Origin of the sequence: Staphylococcus sp. GDY8P47P, assembly GCF_016892225.1 — a bacterium.
Taxonomy (GTDB): domain Bacteria; phylum Bacillota; class Bacilli; order Staphylococcales; family Staphylococcaceae; genus Staphylococcus; species Staphylococcus borealis.
Genome location: NZ_JAFENV010000013.1, coordinates 23,719 through 40,169 on the forward strand (window position 1 = coordinate 23,719; position 16,451 = coordinate 40,169).

Genomic DNA, 16,451 nt, shown 5'->3' on the forward strand with positions numbered 1-16,451 from the left:
TTTTGGAGTGGATTTTTTGTATTCTTATTAAGAATGTTAGGTTTCTTGTTAGATGTTAAAGCTAACGTTTTTCAATGGCACAAATGAAGGGTGCATGATTCACTTGATTCATAAATTGATATTTAAGAATATGTGCTTTATTTTGATCGAATGCTTCTAGAAACGTTAATAAAGCGTCTCTCTCAATTTGACCTTCAGGGTGGCCGTGATAGATAACTAATACGATAATGCCTTCAACACTTAAATAATCAAAGATGTTATTAATCGCGTTGATAGTAGTTTCTGGTTTCGTAACGATAGATTTATCTCCTTTAGGTAAATACCCAAGATTGAAGATGGCGGCATCAATATGACCTTTATAGTTAGAATCGATATGTTGTTGCACATTCTCGTGGCCATCTTGAATGAGCGTTACGTTATCGTATGTTTTTACCTTTTCATAAGTGGATTGAATAGCAGATGCTTGGATGTCAAATCCGAATACGTGACCCTCTGGAACTTGTTGCGCAAGGAATTTCGTGTCATTACCATTGCCACAAGTTGCATCAATGACGATGCTTTGCGAATTAATGTGTTCAGTTATTAACGTTTTCGAAAAGGGGAGAATACGTTCTAATTTCATAATTTGACCTTTTCTTCAGTTTGATAATATTTACCTTGATATGATTCGCGTCTTGCTAATTCATTATCAATTTCATTTAAAACTTCCCATTTATTAACACTCCACATTGGACCAACCATTAAGTCGATAGGACCATCTCCAGTAATTCGATGTATAATCATTTCTGGAGGTAAAATCTCAAGTTGATCACAAACTAGATTGGTATAATCTTCTTGAGACATAAATTCAAGCATTCCTTTTTCATACTGTTTAACCATTGGCGTACCTTTTAATAAATGAAGTAAATGGATTTTAATACCTTGAACATCCATTTGCGCTACTTCACGAGCTGTTTCCATCATCATTTGATAGTCTTCTCCTGGTAATCCATTGATGATATGTGTGCAAACATTAATATTGTGTTTTCTTAACTTTGCCACACCTTCATAATAAGTTTGCATATCATGTGCACGGTTAATCAAATCAGATGTTTCTTGATGGACAGTCTGTAAACCTAATTCTACCCATAAATAAGTACGTTCATTAAGTTCTGCTAAATAGTCTACAACGTCATCTGGTAAGCAATCTGGTCGTGTTGCTATAGACAAACCAACAACGCCTTCTTCTTTAAGGACAGGCTCATACTTCTCTTTTAATACTTCTACTGGTGCATGCGTATTAGTGAAGGCTTGGAAATAAGCAATATATTTACCCTCGCTCCATTTTTCGTGCATTCTATCTTTAATTTGTTGGAATTGAACTTCAATTGGATCAGCTCTATTACCGGCAAAGTCGCCACTTCCTGCTGCTGAACAAAATGTACAACCACCATGTGCAACTGTGCCATCACGGTTAGGACAATCAAATCCACCGTCCAGCGCTACTTTAAAAATCTTTTGCCCAAATCTATTTTTTAAATGGTAATTCCATGTATGATATCGTTTATTTTCAAAGGCATACGGGAAATAGTTACCCATAACACATTTTCCTTTCTATCTAACTTAGTTCTAAGTAAAGATTTTAACATACTTTAATGTTATAGTGTTTAATGTGGTTCAACAAAAATATAAAGAGGGGACTAATAGTATGAATATACCTAGATCAGTATGGTGGCTAGTTATAGGTATGGCACTGAATATAACTGGCTCTAGCTTTTTATGGCCTTTAAACACAATTTATATGAAAGAAGAGCTGGGTAAGAGCCTGACAATTGCTGCGATTGTTCTAATGGTTAATTCATTTGGAATGGTAGTCGGAAATTTATTAGGGGGTTCATTATTCGATAAATTAGGCGGCTATCGAACAATTATGATTGGTACTGTGACTTGTTTAATAAGTACGACACTCTTAAACTTCTTCCATGGATGGCCATGGTATGCAGTTTGGTTAGTACTGTTAGGCTTTGGTGGAGGTATGATAGTTCCCGCAATATATGCAATGGCTGGTGCCGTTTGGCCTAATGGGGGAAGAACAACATTTAATGCTATCTACTTAGCTCAAAACATTGGTGTAGCAACGGGCGCAGCAATGGGTGGTTTCGTGGCTGAATTAAGTTTTAATTATATCTTTTTAGCTAACTTAATCATGTACGTCTTATTTGCAATTGTTGCAATAACGCAGTTCAATCTTGAGTATCATGCTAAATTTCGAACACCCGACAGTATAGATATTCACAATAAAGAAAACAAAAAACGGTTTATTGCACTATTATTATTATGTGTCATGTTTGCTATCTGTTGGATTGCTTATATTCAATGGGAAACAACAATTGCATCATTCACGCAAGAATTAAATATTTCAATGTCTCAATATAGCGTATTATGGACAGTGAATGGTATTATGATTTTAGTTGCGCAACCGTTAATAAGACCAGCGATTATGTTATTAAAAGGAAACTTAAAACATCAAATGTTTGTTGGGATTTTAATCTTTATGTTGTCATTCTTTGTTACTAGTTTTGCAGAACAATTTACTGTATTTCTAATCGGAATGATTATTTTAACGTTTGGTGAAATGTTTGTATGGCCTGCTGTTCCAACAATCGCTAACTATTTAGCACCTGAAGGTAAACAAGGTCAATATCAAGGTGTTGTCAATTCAGCATCAACTGTTGGTAAGGCATTTGGTCCGTTGATTGGTGGATTATTAGTAGATACGTTTAACATGAGTGCAATGTTTATCGGTATCATGCTTTTATTAATCATTGGAATTATTTTCCTTTCAATCTTTGATAAGGGTCTGCCTAAAAGAGCACAATCAAAACGTTCAAGACAGTAACTATATTTAAGTGTAAGTTGAAATAAATTAATAACTACTACTTGCAATTACTGCTTGAATCTCATAATATTAAAATGTATTGGAGTAGTAGCTTAAATACTTTTCATCAGAGAGCTAGTGGTGGTGAGAACTAGTGTTAAGAATTAAGTGAACTTACCGTTAAATAATTAAATTTAAAACATCTCTTACTATTATAAAGTGCACATAATATGTGAATTAGGGTGGTACCGCGGCTATTCGTCGTCCCTATCATAAATAATAGTTAGAGATGTTTTTTTATTTATAGGAGGAAATAGATTTGGGATATAATCATAAGGAAATTGAGAAAAAATGGCAAAATTATTGGGCAGACAACAAAACTTTTAAAACAAGCGATAACTTAGGTCAAAAGAAATTTTATGCGTTAGATATGTTCCCGTATCCATCAGGAGCAGGTTTACATGTCGGACACCCTGAAGGTTATACCGCTACGGATATTGTATCTAGATATAAACGTATGCAAGGTTATAACGTTCTTCATCCAATGGGATGGGATGCGTTTGGTTTACCGGCAGAGCAATATGCTTTAGATACGGGTAATGACCCTAGAGAATTTACACAACAAAATATTCAAACGTTTAAACGTCAAATTCAAGAATTAGGATTTAGTTATGATTGGGATAGAGAAGTTAATACGACAGATCCAGAGTATTATAAATGGACGCAATGGATTTTCATTCAACTTTACAATAAAGGATTAGCCTATGTTGATGAAGTAGCTGTTAACTGGTGTCCAGCATTGGGTACTGTATTGTCTAATGAAGAAGTAGTGGACGGTGTATCTGAACGTGGAGGACATCCTGTTTATAGACGTCCAATGAAACAATGGGTACTAAAAATTACAGAATATGCTGATCGTTTATTAGAAGACTTAGACGAACTGGATTGGCCTGAATCTATTAAAGATATGCAACGTAATTGGATTGGCCGATCTGAAGGTGCAAGCGTATCTTTTAAAGTAGATAACAGTGATGAAAGTATTGATGTGTTTACTACAAGACCGGACACAATTTATGGTACGACTTTCCTAGTATTAAGTCCTGAACACGCTTTAGTAAATAAAATTACGTCTGCCGATAAACTTGAAACGGTTAAACAATATCAAGAAGAAGCTTCAAAAAAATCCGATTTAGAACGTACTGATTTAGCAAAAGATAAATCAGGAGTGTTTACGGGTGCATACGCTATCAATCCGTTATCAGGTGAGACATTACCAATTTGGATTGCAGATTATGTACTATCTAGTTATGGTACAGGCGCAGTCATGGCTGTACCTGCGCATGACGAACGTGATTATGAATTTGCATCTAAATTTAATTTACCAATTAACGAAGTGATTGCTAGTGGAGATATTCAAAAAGAAGCATACACAGGTGTTGGTGAACATATTAATTCAGGTGAATTAAATGGCTTAGATAATGAAGCGGCGATCTCTAAAGCAATTGAACTATTAGTTGCTAAAGGTGCAGGCGAAAAGAAAGTAAACTACAAACTAAGAGATTGGTTATTCAGTAGACAACGTTATTGGGGAGAACCTATTCCAGTTATACACTGGGAAGACGGTTCTATGACTACAGTGCCAGAAGATGAATTACCTTTATTACTTCCAGAAACAGATGAAATTAAACCTTCAGGAACTGGAGAATCTCCATTAGCTAATATTGATGAATTCGTAAATGTCGTTGATGAGAAAACTGGCATGAAAGGTCGTCGTGAAACGAATACAATGCCACAATGGGCAGGAAGCTGTTGGTATTATTTAAGATATATCGATCCTCATAATAGTAAGATGTTAGCTGATCCAGAAAAATTAAAACACTGGTTGCCAGTTGATTTATACATTGGTGGTGTTGAACACGCAGTACTACACTTATTATATGCAAGATTTTGGCATAAAGTTTTATTTGACTTAGGTGTTGTTCCAACTAAAGAACCTTTCCAAAAATTATATAATCAAGGTATGATTCTTGGTGAAGGTAATGAAAAAATGAGTAAGTCAAAAGGCAACGTAGTTAACCCAGATGATATTGTCAATTCTCATGGTGCTGATACATTACGTTTATATGAAATGTTTATGGGACCATTAGATGCTGCGATTGCATGGAGTGAAAATGGACTTGACGGTTCTAGACGTTTCTTAGATCGTGTATGGCGATTATTCATTAATGAAGATGGTTCATTAACAGATAAAGTAGTTGAAAACAATGACACTAAATTAGATAAAGTATTTAACCAAACTGTGAAAAAGGTAACAGAAGATTTTAATTCATTGAACTTTAACACAGCTATTAGCCAATTGATGGTATTTATTAACGAGTGTTATAAATCAGAAACTATTTATAAACCATATGCAGAAGGTTTCATTAAAATGTTAGCACCAATTGCGCCTCATATTGGTGAAGAATTATGGAACAGATTGGGTAATGATGATACGATTACTTACCAACCTTGGCCAACCTATGATGAATCATTATTAGTTGATGCAGAAGTAGAAATTGTTGTCCAAGTTAACGGTAAAGTTAGAGCCAAAATGAATATTCCTAAAGACACGTCTAAAGATGAGATGGAAGCATTAGCATTACAAGACGAAAATGTTAAACTATCTATAGAGGGTAAAGACATTAAAAAAGTGATTGCTGTGCCTCAAAAATTAGTAAATATTGTTGCTAAATAATAATTAAAAGGAGTTTTAATAATGGAATCTATTACAGTAGATCAATTAAAAGAGAAAGTATTAGAATCTAATCCAGTTAACATTGTGGATGTTAGAACTGACGAAGAAACTGCAATGGGAGTTATACCTGGAGCTAAAACAATTCCAATGGATCAAATTCCTGATAACCTAAATTATTTTAATGACAAAGACACATACTATATTATCTGTGCAGCTGGAATGCGTAGTGCAAAAGTTGTGAAATATTTAGAAGACCATGATATTCATGCTATTAATGTAGAAGGTGGTATGAACGAATGGGGCACTGCAGGTACAGAAATAAATAGTATTTAATCATGCATAAGCGACTGACAAATTCAAATGTCAGTCGCTTTTTTGATTTTTAAGAGGACTAAATTATATTTTATAAAATATTTATCATAATAATTTAAAATACACTAGCGTACAATGATTAATAGTGATAGAATAATTCCGTAAATGGTCAAATAGGATTTAGACTATATTTTGACTAATTCATTAAATCAAGGACATCAAGATCAGACTACAAGGAGGATATTTAATGAATCTATTTAAAAAACAAAAATTCAGTATACGTAAATTTACAGTTGGTACGTTCTCAACAGTGATTGCTACATTAGCATTTATCACACATACAGGACATGCAGCTGAATTGGATGAGCAAAGTCAATCTGCTCAACAAAAGGTTACTGAAACAAGCGGTACAGATGATACTAATCAAAAATCAACTGCTCCTGACAATGCATCTTCACAAGTAAAATCTAAAGAAGACACAAGCAACACACCTTCTAAAGTGGAAACGAAAGCAGATAATAATCCTGCACCAAAACAAAACTTAGTTGATGATACAAGTGCTAAATCGAGCAAGTCTGAAACTTTAAGTAACAATAAAAATTCAAACAAAGATTTAGCTGAGACAAAGTCTAAAGATCATAATGTTGACACTAATCAACCATTATCAGAAGAAAAAACGTCATCAAATGAAAAGCGTAATACGGCTAAACATAAAAGAGTGAAACGTGATGCCAGTGATGCGACTTCAAATACACAATCGCAGCAGGATCCAATGGCAATTAATGAAACAAACTCAGGTCAAATTATTAATGGTAATTTCGCTGATACATCTAACGGTGCGGAACTTCCTACTGCAGCAACAGAATCAGCTATGGATGCTGCAAGTACAATACCAGGATGGCAAGTAGTCAATAGTCAACAAACACAAATTCCACTAGTTTGGGGACCTAAAGCTTTACCATCATATACGTATGTTACATTTGATAAGACTAATAACAAAATTGGTGCTGTATTATCTAAATATAGCGATAACTTATCATATGGTAGACCAGATAATAGTGTAGGACCGATTTATCAAGATATCGATGTTACACCAGGTTCAGAATTACAATTCCATTTTATTGGTACATCTATGGGGAACGTATCTGGATTTAATAGTGCACGTTTATATGTCTATGATGCTAATAATCCTTCAACATTATTATATAAAGGTACACCTAAAACGAGTGGCCAACCTTTTGGTATTTTTAAAGGGGTATTTAATGTACCTGATAATATTTCAAGAATCAGAGTTCAATTCGAATCTTTAGTGAATGTTAGTCATGACACTTACAGTGGTCACCGTTTACTTAAAGGCCCTAATAACTTTGGTGGTGGTGTAGTTGCCGACGTTTCTGTGAATACCGGTGCTTACTTGAAAGTAAGTGCAGCTCAAACAGAATATCAAGCACACTCTACTTCTGCGTCATCACCTAATGTCAATGCTAAATTAAATTTTTCTATTGAGAATAAAGGACACTCAAGTTCTAACAAAACTCAATATAAAGTTGTTTTACCAGAAGGGGCTACTTTTGTTACTGCAGAAAATGCAACAGGTTCATTTAATGAAGATACAAGAGAGTTGACACTTAATATTAATCCAATAGACGCTGGTTCTACACGAGATATATCTTATACTGTATCATTACCTACTTCAGTTCCAATTAAAAAAGATTTTAACGGTAATCTGATTTATCAAACTGAAGGTATTAACATGAACCGAAAAAATGGTTCAAGAGACCTTGCTACGCAAACACCTGGTGATAATAACTACCTTCGATATGGTGGTAATAATGAGTTTATTATTGCTGAAAGTGATCAAAGACAAGGTACTACGAATGCACCAACACAATCTGTAACTGTCTTTATGTATAAAGATGCTATCAATAATAAAATAAGTGAGATTGAAACAGAACTTGCTCAAGCAAATCAAAATGATTACTCTACGGAGGCGTGGAACAATCTTCAAACAGCACTCACAAATGCAAAAGTTGTTAAAAATGAAACTGAATCAACACCATTAACAGATAGAAAGAATCAAGCCGAAATTAATAATTTATTATTAAACCTAGAAAAAGCAAAAGCTAAATTTGATATTGATAAAGCTGCTAAAGCTAGAGAAAATGTCATTAATAGTAACACTGAAGCTACTACTGAAGAAAAACAAGTCGCTTTAACTAAATTACAAAATAAATACACAGAAGCAAAAGGTGAAATTGATAATTTAACTACTAGTAGTGATATCGCTCCTTCAAAAGAAGCTAAAATCGCTCAAATTAACACAATTAATGTGACTGCATCTAAAAAAGCAGAAGCGAAAAAAGCTATTGAAGCGGCATTGACTGAGCGCAAAGTTTATATCGATAGTCATTATGATGCAACACAAGAAGAAAAAGATGTGGCTATGGCAAAAGCAACTGAAGAAGCTAACAAGGCGAAAGCATTAATTGATCAAGCAACTTCAAATAATGATGTAGACCAAGCTCAAACTAATGGAACAAACGTTATTAATAGTATTGATGCTGATGTAATCAAAAAAGCAAATGCTAAAAAGGCTATTGACCAAGCTGCAGAAGCTAAAAAGGCGTTAATTAATCAAATTAGTGATGCAACACAAGAAGAAAAAGACGCTGCGATTCAAAGAGTCACAGATGAAGTTAGAAATGCTGATAGACTTATTGATCAATCTACAAATAATGATGGTGTCGATGAAGTTCAAGCGCACAGTACTAGTACAATTAATAATATTCAACCTGAAATAGCTAAAAAACCTGCTGCAAAACAAGCGATTGACACTGCAGTCTTAAATCAAAAAGCATTAGTCAACAATAATAATGAGGCTACTCAAGAAGAGAAGAATGTCGCTTTAGCTAAAATCGATGAAGCAGCAAAACAAGCAAAGGCTGCAATTGATGCTGCAACTACTAATAGTGCGGTAGATGAAGCAACTAACAGCAATACTGCTATTATTTCTGGAATTCTTCCTGACACTGTGAAGAAAGCAGCAGCAAGAAAAGCAATTGATGATGCTGCAACTGCTAAAAAAGAAGCTATTAATAATACACCTGATGCAACACAAGAAGAGAAAGATGCAGCAATTGCTAAAGTCGATGCAGCTGTTACAACAGCAAAACAAGCAATAGCACAAGCAACTACTAATGATAGTGTGGATCAAGCACAAAATAATGGTAGTTCATCTATTGCTAGTATCCAACCAGAAGTCGTTAAAAAGGCAGCAGCAAGAAAAGCGATTGATGATGAAGTTGTTGCTAAGAAAGCAGCAATTGATACTGTTAACGATGCTACAGAGGAAGAAAAACAAGCAGCAAAAGCCAAAGTCGATGCTGAAGCTACAAAAGCCAAAGCAGCGATTGATCAAGCTAATACAAATAATGAAGTAGAACAGGCTAAATCATCTGGTGTAACAACTATTGAAGGTATCCAACCAGATACAATTAAAAAATCATCAGCAAAACAAGCAATTGATGATAGTGCAACTGCTAAGAAAGCAGAAATTGATAATAATAGTGACGCTACACAAGAAGAGAAAGACGCAGCAAAAGCCAAAGTCGATGCTGAAGTTGCAAAAGCAAAAACAGCGATTAATCAAGCAACAACAAATGATGGTGTTGATCAAGCGAAAGACTCAGGTACTAATTCAATATCAATTATTCAACCTGATGTTGTTAAAAAAGCTGCCGCTAGAAAAGCAATCGATGATGCAGCGATAGCTAAGAAAAATGAAATTGATCAGCATCCAACCGCTACACAAGAAGAAAAAGACGCAGCCAAAGCAAGAGTAGATGCTGAAGTACAAAAAGCTAAGGATGCAATTACGCGAGCAAATACTAATAATGATGTAGATCAAGTTCAAAATTCAGAAACTACTACAATTGCAGGTATTCAAGTAGATGCAGTTAAAAAATCTACAGCGAAACAAGCAATTGACGATGCAGCAACTGCTAAGAAGCAAGAAATTGACCAACACCCTACAGCAACACAAGAAGAAAAAGATGCAGCCAAAGCAAAAGTGGATGAAGAAGTCACTAAAGCCAAAGCAGCAATTGATCAAGCAACAACAAATGATGGTGTAGATCAAGCAAAAGACAATGGTGTTAATACGATTCATAATATCCAACCAGAGTCAATTGAAAAAATTAAAGCAAAACAAGCAATAGATGAAACTGTAACAGCTAAAAAGAATACAATTGATCAAGATGGCACTACTACACAAGAAGAAAAAGACGCAGCCAAAGCAAAAGTAGATGAAGAGGCAACTAAAGCAAAACAAGCTATTGATCAAGCAAGCACTAATGATGCTGTACATGAAACTAGAGATAATGAAATATCTGCTATTAACAAAATTCAACCTGAAGCAATTAAAAAAGCTGAGGCGAAACAAGCAATCGATGATGCTGCTACAGCTAAAAAAGCTAAAATTGACCAAGTTTCTAATGCTACACAAGAAGAGAAAGACGCAGCCAAAGCAAAAGTTGACGAAGAAGTAACAAAAGCTAAATCAACTATAGATAAAGCCGTTACAAATAATGATGTTGACCAAGCAAAAACGAATGGAACTACAATAATTTCTTCAATAGAACCAGAAACTATTAAAAAAGCTGAGGCGAAACAAGCAATCGATGTGGCAGTATCAGCTAAAAAACAAGAAATTGATAATAATGAAAATGCTACTCAAGAAGAAAAAGATGCTGCTAAAACAAAAGTAGATGAAGAAGCAACAAAAGCAAAAGCAGCGATTGATCAAGCTTCTACTAATAATGATGTAGATCAAGTTAAAACATCAGGTGAAACAACAATTTCATCTATCCAACCAGAAGTTGTTAAAAAAGCAGAAGCAAAACAAGCAATTGATGATGCAGTGACTGCTAAAAAAGCCGAAATTGATCAAAATCAAGAAGCTACTAAAGAAGAGAAAGACGCAGCGAAAGCAAAAGTAGATGAAGAAGCAACAAAAGCAAAAAATAGCATTGACCAATCATCAACAAATAATGATGTAGATCAAGCTAAAACAAACGGCGCTTCAGCTATAGCAAAAATCCAACCAGAAGTTGTTAAAAAAGCAGAGGCAAAACAAGCAATCGATGAAGCGGTGACTGCTAAAAAAGCCGAAATTGATCAAAATCAAGAAGCTACTAAAGAAGAGAAAGATGCGGCAAAAGCAAAAGTAGATGAAGAAGCAACAAAAGCAAAAAATAGCATTGACCAATCATCAACAAATAATGATGTAGATCAAGCTAAAACTCAAGGCGTTAATACTATTACATCTATTCAACCTGAAATAGTTAAAAAGTCAGAAGCAAAACGTACAATTGACGAAGTTGCTAAAGCTAAGAAGCAAGCAATTGATAATAACACAAATGCAACTCAAGAAGAAAAAGATGTAGCAAAAACAAAAGTAGATGAAGAAGTTACTAAAGCTAAGAGTGCTATAGATCAAGCAACAACTAACGACGAAGTTGACCAAGCAAAAAATAACGGCCATACAGCTATAACACCAATTGAACCTGAAACAGTTAAAAAGTTTGAAGCTAAAAATGCTATAGATGAAGTAGCTAAAGCTAAAAAAGAGTTAATCGATCAAACACCAAATGCAACAAAAGAAGAGAAAGATGCAGCAAAAGCTAAAGTAGATGAAGAAGTCACTAAAGCTAAAAAAGAAATAGATCAAGCTATTACAAATAGTGATGTTGATCAGGTTAAAAATAAAGGAACAAATGGCATTAATAGTGTTGTAGTTGAAGTAGTGAAAAAAGACGAAGCTAAAAAAGCAATCGATGAATTAGTACGTGCTAAGAAAGCCGAAATCGACAAAAATCACAATGCAACTAAAGAAGAAAAAGACACTGCAAAAGCTAAAGTCGACGAAGAAGCTAAAAAAGCAAAAGATAATATAGATCAAGGAACTACAAATGACGAAGTAGATCAAGCTAAAAATAGTAGTAGCGATATTATCAAAAAAATTCAACCAGATACTACTAAGAAAACTGTTGCGAAACAAACGCTTTTAGATCAAGCAAAAGCTAAGAAAGCCGAAATCGATAAAAATCACAATGCAACTAAAGAAGAAAAAGATGCAGCAAAAGCAGAGGTTGATAAAATAATTGATAAGGCTAATAGAGCAATAGATAATGCAAATACTAATGACGATGTTGATAAAGTTCAAGTTAATTTCACTTCTAAAATAAAAGAAGTTAAAATCAAAATTGTTAAAAAGCCACAGGCTAGAAAAAATATTTTAAATATAGCGAGAAAACAAAAAGCTAAAATTGATAATCTAAATGGTTTAACAGATGAACAAAAAAATAAAGCTAAAAACATGATTGATGAAATTGTTAAAAATGCTTTAGAAAAATTGGAAAATGATATTAATAACAACGACGTTGATGCAATTACAAATAAAGCTATTGAAGATATTGAAAAAGTTAACCCATTAAGTTCAAAAGGTAAGGAATATTTACCAAGTGGCAATAATAATGGTGGAGATAGAAATAATAATAATTCAGGTGATAATTATAATACTAGCTCAGGTAACAACAAAGGGTCTATTAAATTACCAAGTACTGGTAAAGAAAGTCAAAATCAATCACCTTTAGCAGGTTTAGCTTTGATAAGTGGTTTATTCTTATTCTTGAAAAATAGAAAAAGAAACAAAGAAAATAATTGATCAATGAGTTAAATTGGAAATCAGACTTCACAAAATTGTGGGGTCTGATTTTTTTTAGTATTCATTTGCAAAAAGCATATAATGATTTAAAATATAATTTTTTAAAGATTTATGTTATGTGAAAATCTTATGTAATGAAAAATTTATTCTGGTTATTTTAAATGATTGATGATATTATAAAAAGTATGATAACAATTGCATAAAATCATATCATACAATTTAATAGCAACACTCATTATTATTCATTATTACTATTACAACAAGACAAGAACATCAAGGAGGACAATAATGAATCTTTTTAAAAAACAGAAATTTAGTATTCGTAAATTTAGTGTAGGAATATTTTCCACTGTTATAGCTACACTGACTTTCTTATCACACCCAGGTCATGCAGCAACTCAAGAGGAAGAAAGTAATTCTTCGCAAACTACCTCACAAAATGTTAAATCTCAAACCATTGATAAATCAATAAATAATAATGATAAATACATAGATTCTGAAAATAATAATGGATCTGTTAACGATTTAGTAACTAATCAAAAGATTAACAATGAAATTAAATCTAAAGTAGAAAATATTAATGATCCCAAAAACATAGATAATCGAGAAACAAACAACTTATCTAGAGATAACAATCAAAGTACGGTTTCTAATGAAGGCAATCCAACTACTGAAAATCTTTTGAAAAATGAAAGTAATCATATTACTGTAAATAAAAATAATTTAGTACATAAAAGAACTAAACGTTCTACTGATACAATTGTTACAAATAATCAAGATCAAATGAGTTTAAATGAAACCAATTCTGGTCAAATTGTTAACGGTACTTTTACGGATACGTCTAATGGAGCAGTTATTCCTACGAATCAAACTGTGTCTGAAATGAATCAGGCAAGTAAGATTACAGGATGGCATGTCAAAGATAACGATCAAACAGTAATACCACTTATATGGGGACCTAAAGCATTACCGCCCTATAATCCTTATGTTTTTGATAAAACTAAAAATAAAATTGCTGCAGTATTATCCAAATATCCAAGTAATGTTAGTGGGGTAGCAGCAGATAAGACTGTTGGTCCAATATACCAAGATATAGATGTTACGCCAGGATCAGAAATTTAACTAAATTTCATGGGTACTTCGATGGGTAATACACACGGTATCAATGGTGTTAAAGTATCAATCTATGATGCGAATAATCCTACTGATTTACTTTACGCAGGTAGACCTAATACAGCAGGTAAATCATTTGGTGTATTTACAGGTGTATTTAATGTGCCTAACAATGTTTCAAGACTAAGATTTATGTTTGAAACACATGAAAAAAGAAGTTATGAAAGTGCAAATGGCGGTAGACTTTTAAAAGGTAATAATAATTTTGGTGGAAGTGGATTAGCAGATGTGAAAGTAAATAGTGGTGCATACTTAAAAGCAACTACTACAGAAACACAATATAAAGTTACATCCCCTTCATCTACTGCAACTACAGTAAATACTACACTAAATGTCGCATTAGAAAATAAAGGACACTCCCGTTCGAATAAAACGCAATATAAAGTGATTTTACCAGAAGGAGCTCAATTTATTTCAGCTCAAAATGCTAGAGCAAGTTATAATACATCCACTAGATTGTTAACATTAAATGTAGATAGAATAGAGCCAGGAGCGATTAAAAACATTGCTTATACTGTTTCATTACCGACTTCAGAACCTATTAAAAAGGATTTCGATGCAACATTAGTTTATGCTACTGATGGTATAAATATGAATAGAAGAAATGGAAGTCGTGATTTTGGTTTGAATGCCGATGATAACTATTTTAGATATGGTGGTAATAACGAGTATATAAAAACTGAATCAGATCAAAGAAAAGGTAATATTAATGTTGAAACACAATCTGTTACTGTCGAAATGTATAAAACTGCTTTACAAGAGAAATTTAATGAAATATCTGCTCAAATAGAGCATTTAAACCAACATGATTATTCACAAGAAGCTTGGTCATCGATGCAAAATGTTCTAAATGCATCACGTCAAATTTTAAATGAAAACGATGATACGCCTATAAGTGAAAGAAAAAATCAAGCAACTATTAATGATTTAACTTTAAAATTAGATAAAGAAAGAGCAAAACTAGATATAGATCAAGTTGCAGAGTCGCGTAAAGCAGCAATTAATAATAATAATGATGCGACTAGAGAAGAAAAAGATGCTGCTTTAACACTTTTAAAAGCAACTTTGGACGAAAAAAATAGAGATATTGAAAGTGCATCTAATACTAATGAAATTTCAGAAAGAAAGAATCAATCGGTAGTTGATATTGATCCTATAGATGTTATTCCAACAATTAAGCAACAAGCGATACAAGCGTTGCAAGATAAAGCTAATGAAAAACTAGTTGAAATTGAGAATGATACAAACGCAACATTTGAAGAAAGAGAAACAGCTAAAACAAGTGTTAATGAAGCGCTCATTAATGCGACTAATGATGTGAGAAATGCAACAACTAATCAGTTAGTTGAAACAGCTCAAACTTCAAATACTAACCATATTGGTCAAATTGTACCTAACTCAGTTCATAGAAATAATATGAAACAAGAATTAGAAAGGGCTATTGCTTCTAAAAAGTCCGTAATTGATAACGATACTAATGCAACCATTGAAGAAAAAAATGAAGCGAAAGCAAAAATTGATGAAATTGCTAATCAAGCACGATTAAATATAGAGCGAGGTGTGCATAATACTGATGTTACGACTGCAAAAGAGAATGCAGTTAACAAAATCAATGATGTACAAGTTAACGCTGTTAAAAAGAATCTTGCTAGACAAGCAATAATAGATCAAGCAAATGCGAAGAAATCTGAAATAGATAGAACACCAAATGCCACAGACGAAGAAAAAGCAGTAGCAAAAGCAAAAGTCGATGAGGCAGTGAATAATACGAAAGCAGCAATAGACCAAGCGACAAATAATGCCGGTGTAGATGCAGCAAAATCATCTGGTTTAGATGCAATTAATCAAGTCCAACCAGTGGTTGTAAAAAAAGACGATGCAAAAACAGCAATAGATGAAGCAGCCCGTGCTAAGAAAGTAGAAATCGATCAAACACCAAACGCGACAGATGAAGAAAAGGCAGCAGCGAAAGCAAAAGTTGATGAAGCAGTGACATCAGCTAAAAATGCGATAGATCAAGCAACAAATAACGCAGGCGTAGATACAGCGAAAACTGAAGGAACAGACGCCATTAATCACGTCCAACCAACGGTTGAGAAAAAAGCCCAAGCAAAGAACGCAATAGATGAAGCAGCTCGTGCTAAGAAAGCAGAAATCGATCAAACACCAAACGCAACAGATGAAGAAAAAGCAACAGCAAAAGCGAAAGTCGATGAGGCAGTAACTACAGCTAAAAATGCGATAGATCAAGCGACAAATAACACAGGCGTAGATACTGCTAAATCTTCAGGTGTAGACGCGATCAATCATATTCAACCAACGGTTGTTAAGAAAGACGAAGCAAAAGCAGCAATCGATAAAGCAGCGCAAGCAAAGAAAGCGGAAATCGATCAAACACCAAACGCAACAGATGAAGAAAAAGCAGCAGCCAAAGCGAAAGTTGATGAAGCAGTGACATCAGCTAAAAATGCGATAGATCAAGCAACAAATAACGCAGGCGTAGATACAGCGAAAACTGAAGGAACAGACGCCATTAATCACGTCCAACCAACAGTTGAGAAAAAAGCACAAGCAAAAACAGCAATCGATAATGCAGCGCAAGCAAAGAAAGCAGAAATCGATCAAACGCCAAACGCGACGGACGAAGAAAA

General features: G+C 33.8%; 6 protein-coding genes, 2 pseudogenes and 1 other annotated feature. Of the genes and pseudogenes, 6 read left to right on the top strand and 2 right to left on the bottom strand.

Annotated elements, in window-relative coordinates; genetic code table 11:
* Positions 1-61: 61 nt before the first annotated feature.
* Both mnmM and mnmL read right to left on the bottom strand, forming a co-directional pair.
* Entirely contained in the window at positions 62-622 is a 561-nt protein-coding gene (gene mnmM / locus JVV30_RS04805; RefSeq protein ID WP_053030528.1) for a tRNA 5-(aminomethyl)-2-thiouridylate-methyltransferase MnmM, read from the bottom strand.
* Positions 619-1,578: a tRNA modification radical SAM protein MnmL/YtqA gene (mnmL, locus tag JVV30_RS04810; protein ID WP_053030526.1), complete on the bottom strand. Its 960-nt coding sequence runs from the start codon at positions 1,576-1,578 to the stop codon at positions 619-621. Before mnmL ends, mnmM begins: the two co-directional genes overlap by 4 nt.
* A gap of 109 nt (positions 1,579-1,687) precedes the next feature.
* Between mnmL and JVV30_RS04815 the strand changes: the two genes are divergently transcribed.
* The 6 genes and pseudogenes from JVV30_RS04815 to JVV30_RS13480 all read left to right on the top strand — a co-directional run.
* Positions 1,688-2,878, top strand: coding sequence for an MDR family MFS transporter (locus JVV30_RS04815; RefSeq protein WP_070855360.1), 1,191 nt, complete (start codon positions 1,688-1,690; stop codon positions 2,876-2,878).
* Positions 2,879-2,946: 68 nt separating this feature from the next.
* Positions 2,947-3,129: a binding site (T-box leader), on the top strand.
* Between the two features lie 47 nt (positions 3,130-3,176).
* Positions 3,177-5,591, top strand: coding sequence for a leucine--tRNA ligase (gene leuS / locus JVV30_RS04820; RefSeq protein ID WP_070855358.1), 2,415 nt, complete (start codon positions 3,177-3,179; stop codon positions 5,589-5,591).
* Between the two features lie 21 nt (positions 5,592-5,612).
* Complete coding sequence (locus JVV30_RS04825) at positions 5,613-5,924, top strand: rhodanese-like domain-containing protein (RefSeq protein ID WP_070855356.1); 312 nt, start codon at positions 5,613-5,615, stop codon at positions 5,922-5,924.
* Between the two features lie 226 nt (positions 5,925-6,150).
* On the top strand, positions 6,151-12,627 hold the full coding sequence (locus tag JVV30_RS04830) for a SasC/FmtB family protein (RefSeq protein ID WP_204193582.1): 6,477 nt from the start codon (positions 6,151-6,153) through the stop codon (positions 12,625-12,627).
* A 288-nt stretch (positions 12,628-12,915) separates the two neighbouring features.
* Positions 12,916-13,006: pseudogene (locus tag JVV30_RS13540) on the top strand (YSIRK-type signal peptide-containing protein); the annotation flags it as partial.
* A 404-nt stretch (positions 13,007-13,410) separates the two neighbouring features.
* A pseudogene (locus JVV30_RS13480) lies at positions 13,411-16,451 on the top strand (SasC/FmtB family protein); the annotation flags it as partial.